Raw genomic sequence first — 15,855 nt, forward strand, 5'->3', positions numbered from 1 at the left:
TATATGCCTCTATTTTCGATCTTAACGGACACAGTTGCGCTTATTCCACTGCAATGAATGCATTCGGGCTCCATTTAGGACAAATAACGACTTCTGTGTCCGTTAGATTTCCATTTGACCTGAAAATTTATAAATAAGGGCTTCTGTGTCCGATTCAGTGAAGCTTTGGTCTCGTTGAGCACTGATTCTGCGTTGAACCAAAAATAAAGGATAAGAACAAGTCAAGCTATAGCGGCAATGTAAGACTCATCATTATTACTTTATTATTTTCAAAATAAAGATGGAATTTCAAATAGTCGCCGATCTGATAGCTCCATTGAGATTCGCGTTCCAAATTCGGTTTGCCGAGTGTTGTCAGCACTTCTTCTCTCGTTAGTCCAATCTTAATGCCATCCTTTGTTGATACGCTATCTGATATGAACAAAACTTCACGCTGTGATACAATAGCAAGATCTTCGTAATGTCGAATGCCGGAAACTGTATACGTTCCATCATCATAATAGTTAGCGATAGTAACATAATTAGAATCATTCGATAAGTGCTGCTTCCAACCATGGAAATCCATGTCATCGATCTTTAATTGATCATAATCATATTGAAAGCTTTCATCGACTCTAGCTTCACTTTCTCTAGACTCTTCCCAGGCAACAGCGTAAATTCGATCTATCATTGCTAGTTGTGAATCTTGTTTGAACTGTCCATACATCAGCATTGCAACTCCATCACTAGCATAGTACAGTTTGTTACCTAGCTGAAACGTATTTTGGGTAATGTTGTACGGGACTGCAACCACTTTGTCGACGCTATTAATATTGATCATAATATTATCATCTGTTATTGTTTGATCCTTTGCTTCAGCTACCAATAAATCTATCCAATATAAACTTTGGAGGATGACATACTCTCTATTCTTTGGTATTGTGTAAGGTTCGTTACTTCCGTACTGTATTGTGATTGATTCAATCTCCTCTTCATCATACGATGGATCATCCTGGAGTGAGCCTGTTAAATATTGCGGTGCAAGCTCATCTGCTGGCGTTAGTGTAGTAATGTCCGCTACCTCCGTTGGCCCGTTAGTAGCCTCTTCTTCCACCTGCTCATTATTATCGGTAAGAACAACTGTCGATGTTGCTTCGGGTTCAGCTTCACCGCTCAATAATTTACTCTGAACGTTTTGCGTGACGATCCACACCATGAAGCCACTGAAGATAATAACAATCGCAAGCACTAACCAAAACTTATTACTTCTAAATAATTGCACAACTATCCCTCCTATATTTTCATTCATCTTCCAAATGATTACCCAACAAGCAAAGTTGCTTCGGAAGCCAAACCTATTGCAGATTACATACATTAGACGATGTAGTATTTATTTTTGTTCCAATAATTTGAAATAAACATAAAACGTGGTTGGTATTGTATGTTCATTCAATCTATTGCACAATTGGATGTACATATCACTTTATAATTGAAATGAGGGGTTATTGATGAGCACGTCGACAAATGTTACTTTAGTATGCAATGCGAAGGCATCACTTGGAGAAGGACCTGTTTGGAATGCAGCAACGAACCAGCTATATTGGCTTGATATTTTAGGACATCGCTTACATATCCATCATCCCGATCAGCCGCAGGATGATGAAATGATTACGATTGAGCCCTATATCAGCTCTCTTGCTCCAAGACAATCAGGCGGTATCGTATTAACGCTACAGGATGGTTTCTATAGCTATGATCTAGCAACAAAAGAATTAACGCTTCTAGCTGAAGTGGAAGCTAATGTAACAGATAATCGATTCAATGATGGTAAATGTGACCCTAGAGGTCGTTATCTAGCAGGTACGATGTCTTTGTCTAATCAACAAGCGAAAGGTTCACTTTATAGTATGAATAGCGCACACCATATTGAGACGCTGCTAACAGATGTCAGCATATCCAATGGACTAGCCTGGTCTGCCGAAGGCAATACAATGTACTTTATCGATACACCAACGAGAAAAGTAGTTGCGTTTGACTACAATCTAGATACTGGGCATATAAGTAATCGCCGAGTTGTCGTAGATATCGGAGATCAGCCTGGCTCTCCCGACGGTATGACTATCGATGCCGAAGGAATGCTATGGGTTGCACATTGGGGTGGCTGGTGCGTGACAAGATGGAATCCTCTGAACGGACAATTGCTGCAATCTGTTGCTGTTCCCGCTTCCCAAGTTACTTCTTGCACATTTGGCGGAACTGAACTAGACACCTTGTATATTACTACCGCTCGTGTTGGGCTTAGTGAGGAAGAGTTGTTGAAACAGCCTGAAGCTGGTGGGCTATTCAGTATAAAGCTCGGTATTAAAGGTACACCGTCTACTATGTTTATAGGTTAAAGCGCATCCTATCTCGGAATTACTCCTGTCGCGTTAAGTAGAATCCGTGGGAAATTAACATAGGTTAATGAAAAAACCTCCTCTATCCTCTACATTTGAGTAGAGAAAGGGGAGATTTTTTTGAAGCTTACAGGTCATACTATTTTAATAACAGGTGGTGCCTCTGGCATTGGGCGGGCGTTAACAGAACAATTTATTCAATATAATAACGAGCTTATCGTAGTCGGCAGAGATGAACATAAGTTGATTCAATTACAATTACAATATCCGAGCATCACGACTTATGTTTGTAATGTTGGAATAGAGGCAGATTTGCAGTTGCTCATCGACCAACTGCAACACAACCATCCTAAGCTCAATATTATTATTAACAATGCAGGTATCCAATATAATTATGCTGCTATAGATGGTACTCATACTTCCCAGCAAGTGGACGAAGAAATAGCTATTAATTTGAATGCTCCCATTAAACTAACCTCGCAGCTACTTCCGCTACTTGCTTCGCAGAGTGAAGCCGCAGTCGTTAATATAACCTCCGGATTAGCGCTCGTCCCGAAAAAATCCGCCCCCATATACTGCGCAACGAAGGCAGGACTGCATATTTTCACTAAAGCATTGCGTTATCAGCTAGAACATACGAATATAAAAGTATTTGAGATTATTCCACCTGTTGTCGATACCAATATGACAAAAGGCAGAGAATCCAACAAAATTTCACCAGATCAGCTTGCAGCTCAATTCCTTACATTTTTCAAGAAAGATCGATTGGAAATTCCGATTGGCAAAGTGAAATGGCTAATAATAATTAATCGCATTTCCCCTGCACTTGCAGAACGTATCTTGAAGCACAGTTAGTTATTGTTACAGTAAAAAATCTAAAAACATTCCTATGATTAATTAGACGAATAGAGTCTACGCTCCCATATTCCTTCATTGCACCAATACGTTACAGATTGATATCGTTCATCATAAATTCAAATTATGTTCAGAGTATGTTCTTAAAGATCTGCAATCTTCTCTATTCTACTGCCATCATCCAATGTTAGAATAGAAGTTGTAGTTTAATATATATTAGGAGCATATCAAGTGAAAGTACATCCGATTTACTTTTTACGTATAACTGGTCTGCTAGACGGTATTTCATTACTTATATTATTAGGTATCGCTATGCCCTTGAAATACATTTGGGGAATAGACCAAGCTGTGACGATTATGGGCAGTATTCACGGTGGGATTTTTGTAATATATTTACTAGCTATTTTACTGACTGTCATTCGAGTGCAGTGGAGCTTGCTTTGGCCTGCTGCTGCAATGGTGGCAGCCTTTATACCATTCGCTAACTTTATACTGGAATGGAAGCTTAAACAAGCACAAGTAAAATATAGTGTAAAGCCATTCAACTATGCGTTAATCGTCTATAGTATTGTATTCTTTTCTTTTATTGATTTGTTCGCCCAGCTTCCCGTCATGAGTACCTTTGCTGCCTCGGTTGGCGCTAGTACGTTTCTTGTCGGATTTATCGTAGGGCTATACTCTTTGACCAATACATTCGGCAATATTTTATCTGGAGTTTTGACCGATAGAGTTGGTCCCTTTAAAATAATGATGATTGGCTTGCTCTTAACAAGCATTGCTTTACTGCTTTATCAATTCGTTGATTCGCCTGCATTATTAATTATTGTACGAATTATTCATGGCTTTGTCGCTGGTCTCATTGTTCCTGCTGCGTTCACTTTCTCGGCCAATACTGCGATCAATGGACAACAAGGAAAAAAAGTAGCCTTTACCGGTACATTTGTCGGACTAGCTGCCATCATCGGTCCAGCTTTCAGTGGTATAGTAGCAAGCAAACAATCCGTTCCGTTCGTGTTTACATGCGTAGCTCTACTAGGCCTTGTACTTGCGATACTATCAATTATTTTTCTTCGCAATTATAAACTAACGAAAAAAGATCAAGCTGAGACTAGCGTGCAGGTATCTGGCTCAATGTTCAATGCAGGAGTATTAAAAGCTTATTTAGGAGCTTTTTTCTTAATGTTCTCACAAGGCGTGATCGCTTATTTACTACCATTACATGTACAAACACTCGGATATGATTCAAGATTAAGTGGTACATTGCTGAGTACATTCGGAGTTATTGCTGTACTAATCTTTGTACTACCGACTAATCGAATTTTCGATCGGATCGCCCCATCTATTACGATGGCAATTGGTATTTTCCTTATGGGGGTAAGTCAGCTACTTATTAGCCAATCAACGACGACGCTAGCACTTCATGGCGTATTAGCTCTATATGGCATAGGCTTTGCGCTATTGTTCCCATCTATTAATACGATGCTCATTAAAGCTACCCCAGCGGAGCTTCGCGGAAAAGCTTACGGCTATTTCTATGCCGCTTTCTCACTAGGTGTTGTTGCTGGCTCTTCCATATTAGGCTGGCTGCCTTTATCTATAATCGAAGGTTTTATATTTACCGGAATTTTACTACTACTATTTGCTGCATATATCATCGTTAATAAGAAAAAGGATGTTGCGTTGAATTATTAAGTTTTCACAAAAATAAAGGGATATGTACAAAGTTGCTACTGGAAAACGTAAAGCACTTCGATATTAGCCGAAGTGCTTTTTTCGCTGATACGTAGATAACACAACTCCGCTAATAATGAACAAGGAGCCTAATATTTCTACTCCAGCGATTGGTTTATACAATAAGATCAATCCCATAATCATTGCTACAAAAGGTTCTAAATTAGATAGCATCGAAGCTTTCGAGGCATCAACATGCCGTATATTGTTATTCCAAATAAGTGCTGCTATACCGTGTACAACTATGGCTGTTCCGATTAGCAGAGCCCAATTATAACTATCAGTACTCATTCGTATAGGAGTATCCAGTACAAACACAAATGGTATAGAGACAATAAATCCTACTACATTCGAATATAAAGTAATCGTTAATGGATCCATTCTTTGCGATAGCACTCTTGTCATAACAATCATAATTGAAAATGTTACCATCGTTACAACAATCCACAGTAACCCTTTATCCAAATGCACAGAAGATAAGCTACCTTTTGCTACAACAAAATAAATACCTAGAATAGCAACAATGGAGCCTAGCAGCATTCGTATCGTAAGTTTTTCTTTCAAGAAAACGGCTGCCAAAAAGCCTGTTAAAATAGGTGTCGTTGCTAATATTAACGCCGATGTTGTCGGATCAGCAGTTTGTAAACCAGCAAAAAAGGACCATTGATTGATAAACACACCTATAACGCCTAATAATAAAATTGAAAGTAAGTCTTTTTTATTGACTCGTCGGAAACCTTTCTTATAAAACGATAAACCAACTAAAAATATGACAATAAATAATAGTCTTAACGATGTTAACAAAGATGGAGAGAAATCTTCTACTAAAATCTTTCCAAACACGAAATTGCTTCCCCATATGATTACGCATAACGTTAGCCATAAATAAGCTCTAAACATCAACATTTCCCTCCTTAAAATATAGTTGTATTTCTCTATCTGCTGCAAAACTACAAAAAAGACCGCCCCTTGCTCCAAGGTACGCGGTCTGTATTCGATCATATTACGAAAGCTCTTTACTTCGAAATATTTGAACGCTAGTGCTAAGCTGAGGTTCAGCAACTATCTACTTTTCCTTGTATCTCATTATAACTTCATGTCATCATACATGCAAAGGATCCGTCCCTTGATATAAGATTGATCATTTATTTCTTCATAACAGGAATCCACACTTCACAAAACTCATTTCCACTCTCAGCTGTACCGTATAGTTCGAACTGAGGACCTTGAACTTGCTTATAATTGGCTATTGGGAACCACTCACTATATATGCACTTCCAATCGTTTTAGTATATATTGATAATAAATAAAACATTTTTTGCTTAATTCATATAGCATACCTTTAGGAGGTCAATATGAAATGGAAAAGAATACATATAGAACAAGTCAATTGTTAGAATTTCTAGGTGTATCAAGAGATGCACTGAGATATTACGAAGCACAAGGTATTGTAAAACCAAACCATGATGAAACAAATAATTATCGGCAGTATAATGAATATGATATTTATACCTTATTAGTTGCAGATTTTTATAAAAAGAGAAACTTATCGATGAAAGAAGTTAGAAAACTCCAAGAAGGAAGAGCAATAGAAGAACTGGAAACCTTATTAGACATTAAAGCCGAACAATTAGAAGAAACGATACGAAATAACATATACATGCTTCAAAAAATAAAGGAAACAAAAGCATTCTGCGAGCAATTGAATGAACATTTAAACCACTACTCGATAAGGGAATTGCCAACCTATGAAGTAATCGGTGAGTTTTCCGACTTTTTTTCCTTTCTAGAGTATCCTTCCGTTTTGGAAAATATAGATATGATGAAGGACGATATTCTTAGTAAAATCATGAGAACATTTACTTTTGATGAAAATGGGTTGCTAGATTCCAAGATGTATATTGTAGAAAAGCATGAAACAATACATAACGAAACAAGCGAATGTTATTTACAATATTCTAAATGTATCTATACGATCGTTGAGGATGGCCGGTATCAGAATGGAAATAATGATATTAAAGATAAAGTATTTGCAGCTACTTTAGAATGGGGAAGCAAGCAAGGACTTCAGCCCAAAGGGGTTGCTTTTGTTAATACTCGACTTATAACATATCTAGATGACAAAGAACGTGCCTTCTTAGAAATATATATTCCAGTTGAAGACGAGTAAATATTTTTTATTGATATTGACCTGGGGGTAACACCATAGTTTATTTTTAATACCAATGGAACAAGTGCAAACTGTTCTATTGGTTTTTTATATTTTAGGAGGGTGTTTAGTTTGAGCAAAGTAGTAAAAAAGTATATTTTATGGACCTATGTCATGTTCTTTGGTTTTCTTCTTGTTATTGGGCTGACGATGACTCTATTAAAGTCTCAACCTGTAGCAAGCATATTAATCGTACTATCATCATGGACGGCTACATTTGTTTTCGTAATAATGTTCCGTAGAATCTATCCTCAAAGGAAGCTGTGGGACTTTGTAAAAAGCCAATTTAGAGAAAAAATTAGAATATCAACGGTGTTATGTGTCGTTCTTATTCAATTTTTGATTTTAATTGGTAGTCTAATCATTACTAATAAAATATGGAATGTACCCATAAATGAACAATTAACTGCTTCGTGGACTTCACTTATTATCATATTTGGATACAATTTAATTTTAGGACCACTCGGTGAAGAATTAGGGTGGAGGGGATTCGTATTAACTGAATTTCAAAAAAGATTCAGTCCATTAAAATCAGCCATTATCGTTGGATTTGCTTGGGGTTTCTGGCATACACCATTATGGCTTATGTCAGGGTTCACAGGATTACAATTGGTGCAATATATCATTTGTTTCTTAGGTGGTATTGTCGCTATCTCAATCATCATAACTGCATCTTACAACTTGAATCATAATCTCATTATTCCTATTATGATTCACCAACTTTTCAATTATTTTATGGCCATTCAAGTTGGAAACGTACTTAATACCCTTACAGTTACCTCTGGATTATATTTAATAGTGGCTGTAATTTTAGTACTAGTTAATTATAAAAAGTGCTTATATAACTAATTGAATATAAGGGATCTCATTATGCTCCTGCCCCATTTGAACACTTTAACTTGTCTACTTGCACCCATTCTTTTAATAATTCTTTTGTATTCGGATATTCGTCCTCCAGCTGAGAATGTTCAATTAAAAAATGTTTACCTTTTTCAGTTAACCGGGCTGGCTTTAACGAAAAGTTATCTCCAGCTCTTAACACGCGCTCAATATAGCCTTGTTTTTCGAGCAGCTTAATCATTCGTTCAAACTCAATATCCTTTAATCCATAGTTAGTGGCGACAACATCATCAGAATTAATATTTATTTCCTTTAAAATGCTATACCCTACTCTCATTGCTACCACTCCATTGTTAATAATAGTCTATTAGATCTAATTTAACATCTATTAATTTACATGTAAAAAATGGTCCAATAGACAATACGACCAAGTTGGAGCCACCTTTTAGTATGGTTTCGGTGTAATCTCTAATCGCTTGAGGTGAGGCCGCTCAGGATTCCTTCCCATTGCGCCAACGAGCTCATATTGTGGCAGATAATTGTTTTTCAATGCATTGGCAACAATCTCATTTAAATGCCCCAACACTTTAGAGTAGTATGGAAAATTTTATATAATTTAATATATTGATAGTAACAATTTTTATAACAACAATCAAGAAGTTACCTCTTTTGGATGATTGTATCACCTCAACTCTTCTTGATAAGGCAGTCTTTACAAACACATGATTTACCCAATTGATCTGCTGGTATCATTGCTAATAACTCTTTGGAGAAGCTCTCTGCACTACACCAGCATTTGTCATTCGATTCACTTGTAAGATTGCCGCATTTATTATCATTACTGCAAATTGGACATTTATTAGCAGTTACTTCTGTCATACCATCACCCCATTATTGCACTATATCGCTTCGCATATTATTCTTTTTATATGAGTCCTATTAAGATTATACCAGGTGTCCAATATTTTTGTGAAAACACATCTACCCATGCGTGGCGCACTACAACAAATAAACCACATTTTTGTGATGTGGTCCATTTGTTTCTGATTTTTAATGATGCCTCCGCCATAATCCCGCATAAAAGTTACTTTCTTATCGACGTTATTCTAGTTAGTTTTTTAGAAGTTAACCTTCATCAGCTGTTACTTTGACAAGCATTTTCCCTACATTCGTTCCTTTGAATAACTCTAAGAATGCTTCTGGAATTCGGTCAAATCCTTCAATAATCGTTTCCTCGTATTTCAACTTACCTTCCATCATCCATTTTCCAAGATGTTGAGCTCCCTCGCCTAGACGGTCTGAATAGTCGCTAAGCACGAAACCTTTAATCATCGAACGAGTTTTAATTAGCTGCGTTAATATGCTAGGTCGTAAATCAGTACCCGGCTCCTTATTGTAAGAGGAGATTGAACCACAGAGCGGAATTCTAGCATAGTCGTTCAGCAAGCTCATAACTGCATCAGTTACATCACCGCCAACATTATCAAAGTAGACATCAACGCCATCTGGACAAGCTTGTGCGATTGCTGCTTGGAGGTCAGAAGAAGTTTTGTAATTAACTGCCGCATCAAAGCCAAACTTATTAGTAAGTAGCTTAGTCTTCTCATCTGAACCTGCAATACCTACAACGCGAGCTCCCTGAATTTTAGCAATCTGGCCTACAATAGATCCTACTGCCCCTGCAGCACCTGAAACAACAACAGTCTCTCCAGCCTTTGGCTTACCAATATCCATTAATCCAAAATAAGCTGTTAAACCAGTCATCCCAATTACACCCAAGTAAGCAGACAACGGTGCTATATTCTCATCGATTAGGCGAACTTCCGTCGGATCAACAACGTTATATAGCCTCCATCCTAAATATCCCATTACTTTATCACCAGGACTAAACTTTTCAGTTCGTGATTCAATAACCTCTCCAACTACACCGCCAACGATGGCCTCACCTAATTTATAAGGCGGTATATAAGATTTTCCATCGTTCATTCTACCTCGCATATATGGGTCAACGGAAAAGTACAGCGAACGAACGACAATTTGTCCATCTTCAGGTTGGTTTACAGGCATTTCCTTAAATTCGAACGTTTCGTTTGTTGGCCATCCTTGCGGACGAGTACGTAACGTAATCATTTTGTTCATCATATACAATCACTCTTTTCTTAATAAATTTAACAATTCTATAATAGTAGTAGTCGAATTACTGTTAAATAGTTATAATACTTTCAAACTATTTAATGAAAAATAAGGTTTCTTGACATCTTATAGACTGTCCAAGAAACCTGGTAAATATACTTGAAATACATCATCTCGCAAATAAATCATTTTTTTCTGCCCTTCACGAACGACTCTAATGAGTCCAGCATCATTCATAATTTTAAGATGATAAGTGATGTTGGATTTATCCGTATTCATTATTGTTCCAATCTCGCCACAGCTGTTACGGCTAGATTCGGTAAGTAAGTGACGTATAATCTCAATTCGCTTTTTCTCTGCAAGAGCTTTAAAAATGAGTACTCGCTTCTCATCTTCTTCTAATAATTGTTGAATAGTCATAAAACTATCCTACTCTTATTGAGCTTTAATTGTCAAACTTTCATCATCAACTTATAGAAATATTGGGACTCATGTGTCTTATTAAGACTGTACCAGGCATCTAATGTTTCTGAAGTGAACACACCGAGAGCTTTCAAGACATGAACAGAAAACTCTAGCGGAGCTATTCCAGATGCAGTGATCAGTTTTCCATCCGTTACAACAGACTCCACGTTGTAATACTTTTCGCCAGTGTACATAGGACAGCTCATTTTAAGGTATTCCAAATCATTGCTTGTATGCGGGCGTGAATTCAACAATCCTGTCTGGGCAAGACCCATTGTAGCACCACAAATCGCTGCAACCAATATCCCTTCCTGTAAACACCTCTGGGCGGTTTTTAAGATGGGTTGGTGAATTTCTTCTAACCATGTATCTCCACCGGGTAAAATCAATATATCTATGCTTTCAATGCTGCACTCATTCAGCTTAACGTCAGGTAGTATTTTCAATCCGCCCATTGTAGTTACCGGAGTCTTTTCAATTCCCACGGTAACTATTTTTGATGGGGCCAGCCCCTTTTTATAGTATCTTCCCGAGTTCAATTCGGCAGTTAAGTAACCTATTTCCCAATCTGCCATTGTGTCAAATACATAGAGATATACCGTACTATTCATTTGCATGCTCTCCTTATTTTCTAATTCATCAAATGATACGAACCATTCATCGGTAATCATTGATTATCTTCATTATAAAATAGCTTCACTGACATCTACTGTCAGTGAAGCTATTAAAGTCGATAATATTCCAGTAAATCCGACGCAATAGTAACATGTTTCCCCTTTAAACTTTGCGGTTCGATTACTTGAATGGATTTCCCGTACGTTAAGAAAAGATAAGGAACAAAGGCATGAATTGCTTCATCTTCGAGTAAAAAGATCGCCTGATTTGACGTCCGTTCTTGCAGATAATGCCCTAAATACCAATGTAGGCATAAATCATCAAGTGCCTCAGACCCGCCTCTAATAATTAAAGTAATTAAGCTATCCTTACCCATCGAATCAGGTAATAGATTTTGCATAAAAAATTCACGGGCCGAAAATTTTTCGGGACGCTTAAACATAATATGAGCACGCTTGATTTGAAGAATTCTATCTGCCCGAAAGCTGCGAATCTCATTCCTTAAGTGGCAATATGCAACCGTATACCATTTATTGTTCCAATAAACTATTCCATAAGGATCTATCACCCTATTCTTGGGTTGTTCTTCACGGCTTGTACGATAATCAATTTCTACAGAGATTTCATTTGCTACAGCATACTCCAATTCCGCCAATATCAGCTGAACAGAAGGATCTCCCTTGTGGTTTATAACTTCAAATCCGGATAATTGATGATTAAGTAAACTTTCCTGCTTCTCATTAGAATACATTTTTAATTTTGAAGTCGCATTGCCTAATGCCTCACTCAAAGGGTATCCGGCTTCTTTTGCAAAAACTGAAGCATGAAGGAGTGCCTTTTTCTCTTCAAAGTCAAATAATAGAGGTGCTCTAATAAAATTATTCAGTAAGCTATACCCCCCATTATGACCTGCGTCGGATATTATAGGCACTCCACTTGCACATAATGCATCAATATACCGATAAACTGTTCTTATATTTATTTCTAACTTTTCTGATATTTGTTTTGCCGTCATTTTCACGCCCGAATTCAGCATCCAAAGAATTGCCAGCATATTATCGTTTTTTGGCATAACATAAACCCTCATCTTTTATTAAAACTTAATATTAGATACTTCGTATGCTTTAAGTGTTGATCATTGAACTCAAGCTTCATGCTTCAATACAATCCTCGAAGAAATCCTCAACATCTAACATGTTTACGTTTGAAACCAGGCTTCCTTTTATCTACGAACTTTTGAATACGTTCTGAAGCGATCAAATTTTTGTCTTTTTTCTTATCTTGTTTGATCGCAACAGGACCTACTGTCTGCGCGGTCTCGATCGCCATTTCATGTAGAGGTAAATAGGACACTGCTACAGTGTAAATAAACTCATTCATGGCGTACTTTGCTCGTTCGGGAGCATCGTGAATCGCACTTTCCACCATTTTAAGCATATTAGCTATTTTGCTTTCGGAAAATTCATAATCTGGGCGATTGCCCAAAAGCCAGCAGTAACAACTCCAGCCCGCTGACATTTTCAGTTCTTTGCCGCTTGCAATCCACTTATCAGCTACTTCTTGGGCAATATCTGCTTCTGCTAAAGTTACGGCAACTACAAAATCGGACAGCATATAAAAATAAGCTCCATCGATCCAACGGTCAAAATCCGCTTCAGTCATCGCTTGGGGATCTGCAATAATTCCGGCAAAATACATGGCGTCGTAGTTTCCTGTAGCGTAAAGTTGCTCAGCCAACGGTTGATTTATTTTTATTTTTTTGAAAATAGGCTTCATTTGACCTGTAGCTACGCCAAAAAGCGGTTCAAGCGCTCCATTGGATTGGTAGATTTTCTTCGTTCTTTCCTTGCCGAGAGCTTCAAGTTCCTGCATAACCGTTTTTAAATCCATAGTTAACACTCCTTCGTCTCAGAGATTTCATCCTTAGGGTAAAGGCCATCATTTCAGTAGCAGAGCTACTGGATGCCTATTTTTTTATTGCTTTGGATCTACAAGCGTAAATTGCTCTAGCATGGAGTAAAACCTTGCTCCATGACCTGAATAGGTGCTTCAACTTTAGCATATTTCTCTGCCAAAAGCTGCTGTTCACAATATTAAGTAATCATATATATTACCCTGATTATTTCGATTTCGTTTTCAAGCGGCAAGTGGAAATTTATACTTATTTTGCTCAAAATCATTTATTTTATCGGGATTATCGAAACAAAAGCAAATAAAAATAACCTTATGCAGTGAGCATCAGCTCATTGTATAAGGTTGCTTAACTATTATCATTAATAGACTAGTAACTCATTATTTCACTTTCACTATGATCGATATGCGTCTCCACGCTATCTGCACCTTCATTACGTAAAAATTCAAGAGTTATTTTGTTTACGATTTCAGCATGCTCCATCGTTAGCGAATGACTAGCTCCAGTAATTAAATGCGTCTCAAGATTTGGAATACATTCTTTTGCTATTGCTATCACCTTCTTCGCGGGGTATATTACCTCTTTGTCTCCAATAAGGAGCAAAGTAGGAATCTGGTAGCCATGAAATTCCTCTTTGGAAAATAGGGATGGCATCACTTGCATAAGCGGTTTCGCATGACGATAACCTGCGATAACTTGAGCGCGAAAAACTGGTGGGAGGATCTCCCCCATGCCTGAGAACCATTTAAAGGCATTGTCAATCGACCTCTCTGAATGAAACAATAGTGCCGGATAAATCTTCATGAAAAATTTTGGGCTTATTCTATGAAAAGATCCTGCAGGAGCATAAAGCATCAGCTTGGATATGCGTTCCGGATAGACTAGAGCAAAATTTAAAGATAAGAATCCGCCCATCGAGTGTCCTGCCAAATCTACTTTTTCGAACGATAGACCACTTAATACTTCAAGAAGCCACAGTTGTGCGTCCTTCCTACTTTTTATGGCAGCCTCTGGCTTACTTTTCCCAAAATCACCAATAACATCAATAGCATACACGGAACGCTCTTGAACCAATTGCTTCATATTGGGATACCACATTATACTGCTCATAGTCATTCCATGAAGAAGCAACAACGGTTTCTTATTCGTATCTCCAAAGCAAAGTATATGCGTTTCTCCGAATGATGTTGGGATATTAAGTGAGGTGAAATCCATTTCAAACATTGCTAAACTTCTCTCGTAACAATGATAGTACTCACTTTCAGCTGCTTCATTCCTAAAGATCGATCCCACTAAACAGCCACACTCCCCATTTTTTCTACTGTCGCTGCAAAATTAAAAGACCTGAGTCAGATAGAATACCGAATACAGGTCTTTGATCCTTATTTTGAATTGACTTGAATATTCCCTACCGATGTAGATGCTTTTATAGAATAACCATTTGTTCCAATCGACCCTACCTTTTTATTGGACGAATTAACACTATAGTCGACACCTTCCAAATTCGCATTCACTGCACCAATTTCGCTAGCTAGATTAATTTCAGCCGACTCTGGAGATTCTTTCAATTCAATTGTTATTGCTCCTGCATCCGTTTTTGCAGTCAAATTGTTTTCCAGGCTAAACTCTTCTACTACAATCTGACCAGCATCTACTTCAAGATTCATTTCTCCAATTACACCCTTCAACTGAATGGAACCCGCATCAACTGTTATATCCACACTCTCCGCATTCAAATCAACAACTTCTATTGGACCAAAATTATTGTTGATCGCCAATTGATCAAATACTTTATTAGGCAACGAGATATTCAGCTTCCTTTCACCTTTTGAGTTATTGATCATACTACCTCTATTTCCTTTTTCCTTTACATTAATATTTAATTTACTAGATTGAATCGAAGCCTCTAAAGTAAATCGACTTTCAATCGTGTCATCTACAAGCAATTCCACTTCCGCATTATCCGTTGTACTTCTTATAATGAATATTGCCATCGCATCCGCTTTAATATGAATCTTATCAAAATCCTCACTCTTGAATGACTCTTTTCCTAAGCTAATAAGTTCGCCTGATCCAGAACCTTCACCAATGACAGAATTTCCAACTTTTTCAGTGAATGAACCGCAACCTGTCATGCTGACTGCCAGTAGTACAACCACTAATAACCTACTTATTATTTGATATGACCTCATGCTCTCTTCTCCTATTTACAACCATATTTTTCTACATTATAACATGAATTAGAGAAAGCAAAACAGACCCTCGGCTAGATTATAGCCAGACCTTAGGCGGGTACCCTACCTTTACTGGACATTCGTTTATTTCCACTCATCGCCGTGAGCAAAGTATGTTTCAATTCATAATATTAATTCATAGCAAATAGGAGGTAATATAATTGGATCAATTAAATAAAATATAACTGAAACGAAATGTTTATGCCAATGGGCCGGAACTACACTCATATATGTGCAGAAAAAAGAAAAAAAAAGCATTCTCACAGTTGTACACCAATATCCTCTAATACGACATCAGAGTGTTGTGAAAACGGAAAAAGATGTAATTGATGTAAGAAATGTAATGATTGTAAGAGAGGACCTAGAGGATTTAGAGGATCTAACGGTATTGATGGCTTAGACGGTGCTGATGGAGCTACTGGATCGACAGGTGCTACGGGTCCAACACCGACTAATTTCACGAAAGTTATTAACTATGGTGGTAAT

General features: G+C 37.5%; 18 protein-coding genes. 5 read left to right on the top strand and 13 right to left on the bottom strand.

Annotation, left to right across the window (positions count from 1 at the left end; all coding sequences use genetic code 11):
- Positions 1–226: 226 nt before the first annotated feature.
- Complete coding sequence (locus AC1TPB_RS10515; protein ID WP_482076435.1) at positions 227–1,261, bottom strand: hypothetical protein; 1,035 nt, start codon at positions 1,259–1,261, stop codon at positions 227–229.
- A 226-nt stretch (positions 1,262–1,487) separates the two neighbouring features.
- Here AC1TPB_RS10515 and AC1TPB_RS10520 point away from each other — a divergent pair, with 226 nt between their 5' ends.
- The 3 genes from AC1TPB_RS10520 to AC1TPB_RS10530 all read left to right on the top strand — a co-directional run bounded on the left by AC1TPB_RS10520 (position 1,488) and on the right by AC1TPB_RS10530 (position 4,922).
- Entirely contained in the window at positions 1,488–2,375 is an 888-nt protein-coding gene (locus AC1TPB_RS10520; protein WP_482076436.1) for an SMP-30/gluconolactonase/LRE family protein, read from the top strand.
- Between the two features lie 120 nt (positions 2,376–2,495).
- Positions 2,496–3,230: an SDR family oxidoreductase gene (locus tag AC1TPB_RS10525; RefSeq protein ID WP_482062967.1), complete on the top strand. Its 735-nt coding sequence runs from the start codon at positions 2,496–2,498 to the stop codon at positions 3,228–3,230.
- Positions 3,231–3,461: 231 nt separating this feature from the next.
- On the top strand, positions 3,462–4,922 hold the full coding sequence (locus AC1TPB_RS10530; protein ID WP_482076437.1) for an MFS transporter: 1,461 nt from the start codon (positions 3,462–3,464) through the stop codon (positions 4,920–4,922).
- Between the two features lie 63 nt (positions 4,923–4,985).
- Here the strand turns inward: AC1TPB_RS10530 and AC1TPB_RS10535 are convergent, their stop codons facing one another.
- Together AC1TPB_RS10535 and AC1TPB_RS10540 are read right to left on the bottom strand one after the other, a co-directional pair.
- Entirely contained in the window at positions 4,986–5,861 is an 876-nt protein-coding gene (locus AC1TPB_RS10535; protein ID WP_482076438.1) for a DMT family transporter, read from the bottom strand.
- Positions 5,862–6,106: 245 nt separating this feature from the next.
- Positions 6,107–6,232, bottom strand: a complete 126-nt coding sequence (locus AC1TPB_RS10540) for a GyrI-like domain-containing protein (RefSeq protein WP_482076597.1) — start codon at positions 6,230–6,232, stop codon at positions 6,107–6,109.
- Positions 6,233–6,321: 89 nt separating this feature from the next.
- Here AC1TPB_RS10540 and AC1TPB_RS10545 point away from each other — a divergent pair, with 89 nt between their 5' ends.
- Positions 6,322–7,131 (top strand): MerR family transcriptional regulator, encoded by an 810-nt coding sequence (locus AC1TPB_RS10545; protein WP_482076439.1) that lies wholly within the window; start codon positions 6,322–6,324, stop codon positions 7,129–7,131.
- Between the two features lie 111 nt (positions 7,132–7,242).
- The gene (locus tag AC1TPB_RS10550; RefSeq protein WP_482076440.1) at positions 7,243–8,019 is read left to right on the top strand and encodes a CPBP family intramembrane glutamic endopeptidase; all 777 of its coding nucleotides are present in this window, start codon (positions 7,243–7,245) and stop codon (positions 8,017–8,019) included.
- 19 nt (positions 8,020–8,038) lie between these two features.
- Here the strand turns inward: AC1TPB_RS10550 and AC1TPB_RS10555 are convergent, their stop codons facing one another.
- The 10 genes from AC1TPB_RS10555 to AC1TPB_RS10600 all read right to left on the bottom strand — a co-directional run bounded on the left by AC1TPB_RS10555 (position 8,039) and on the right by AC1TPB_RS10600 (position 15,830).
- Positions 8,039–8,347 (bottom strand): hypothetical protein, encoded by a 309-nt coding sequence (locus AC1TPB_RS10555; RefSeq protein WP_482076441.1) that lies wholly within the window; start codon positions 8,345–8,347, stop codon positions 8,039–8,041.
- Positions 8,348–8,697: 350 nt separating this feature from the next.
- Entirely contained in the window at positions 8,698–8,889 is a 192-nt protein-coding gene (locus AC1TPB_RS10560) for a cysteine-rich CWC family protein (RefSeq protein WP_482062986.1), read from the bottom strand.
- Between the two features lie 246 nt (positions 8,890–9,135).
- The gene (locus AC1TPB_RS10565; protein WP_482062987.1) at positions 9,136–10,152 is read right to left on the bottom strand and encodes an NADP-dependent oxidoreductase; all 1,017 of its coding nucleotides are present in this window, start codon (positions 10,150–10,152) and stop codon (positions 9,136–9,138) included.
- A 117-nt stretch (positions 10,153–10,269) separates the two neighbouring features.
- Positions 10,270–10,563 carry an ArsR/SmtB family transcription factor gene (locus AC1TPB_RS10570; RefSeq protein ID WP_482076442.1) on the bottom strand — a complete coding sequence of 98 codons (294 nt, stop codon included), beginning with the start codon at positions 10,561–10,563 and terminating at the stop codon, positions 10,270–10,272.
- A 32-nt stretch (positions 10,564–10,595) separates the two neighbouring features.
- The gene (locus AC1TPB_RS10575; protein ID WP_482076598.1) at positions 10,596–11,219 is read right to left on the bottom strand and encodes a type 1 glutamine amidotransferase family protein; all 624 of its coding nucleotides are present in this window, start codon (positions 11,217–11,219) and stop codon (positions 10,596–10,598) included.
- A 113-nt stretch (positions 11,220–11,332) separates the two neighbouring features.
- Entirely contained in the window at positions 11,333–12,295 is a 963-nt protein-coding gene (locus tag AC1TPB_RS10580; protein ID WP_482076443.1) for a helix-turn-helix transcriptional regulator, read from the bottom strand.
- A gap of 110 nt (positions 12,296–12,405) precedes the next feature.
- Positions 12,406–13,113 carry a DNA alkylation repair protein gene (locus AC1TPB_RS10585; protein ID WP_482076444.1) on the bottom strand — a complete coding sequence of 236 codons (708 nt, stop codon included), beginning with the start codon at positions 13,111–13,113 and terminating at the stop codon, positions 12,406–12,408.
- Positions 13,114–13,504: 391 nt separating this feature from the next.
- Positions 13,505–14,359, bottom strand: a complete 855-nt coding sequence (locus tag AC1TPB_RS10590; protein WP_482076445.1) for an alpha/beta fold hydrolase — start codon at positions 14,357–14,359, stop codon at positions 13,505–13,507.
- A 158-nt stretch (positions 14,360–14,517) separates the two neighbouring features.
- Positions 14,518–15,327 carry a DUF4097 family beta strand repeat-containing protein gene (locus AC1TPB_RS10595; RefSeq protein WP_482076446.1) on the bottom strand — a complete coding sequence of 270 codons (810 nt, stop codon included), beginning with the start codon at positions 15,325–15,327 and terminating at the stop codon, positions 14,518–14,520.
- Positions 15,328–15,629: 302 nt separating this feature from the next.
- On the bottom strand, positions 15,630–15,830 hold the full coding sequence (locus AC1TPB_RS10600; RefSeq protein WP_482076447.1) for a hypothetical protein: 201 nt from the start codon (positions 15,828–15,830) through the stop codon (positions 15,630–15,632).
- Positions 15,831–15,855: the final 25 nt, after the last annotated feature.

This window comes from Paenibacillus sp. Y951, from assembly GCF_056786395.1.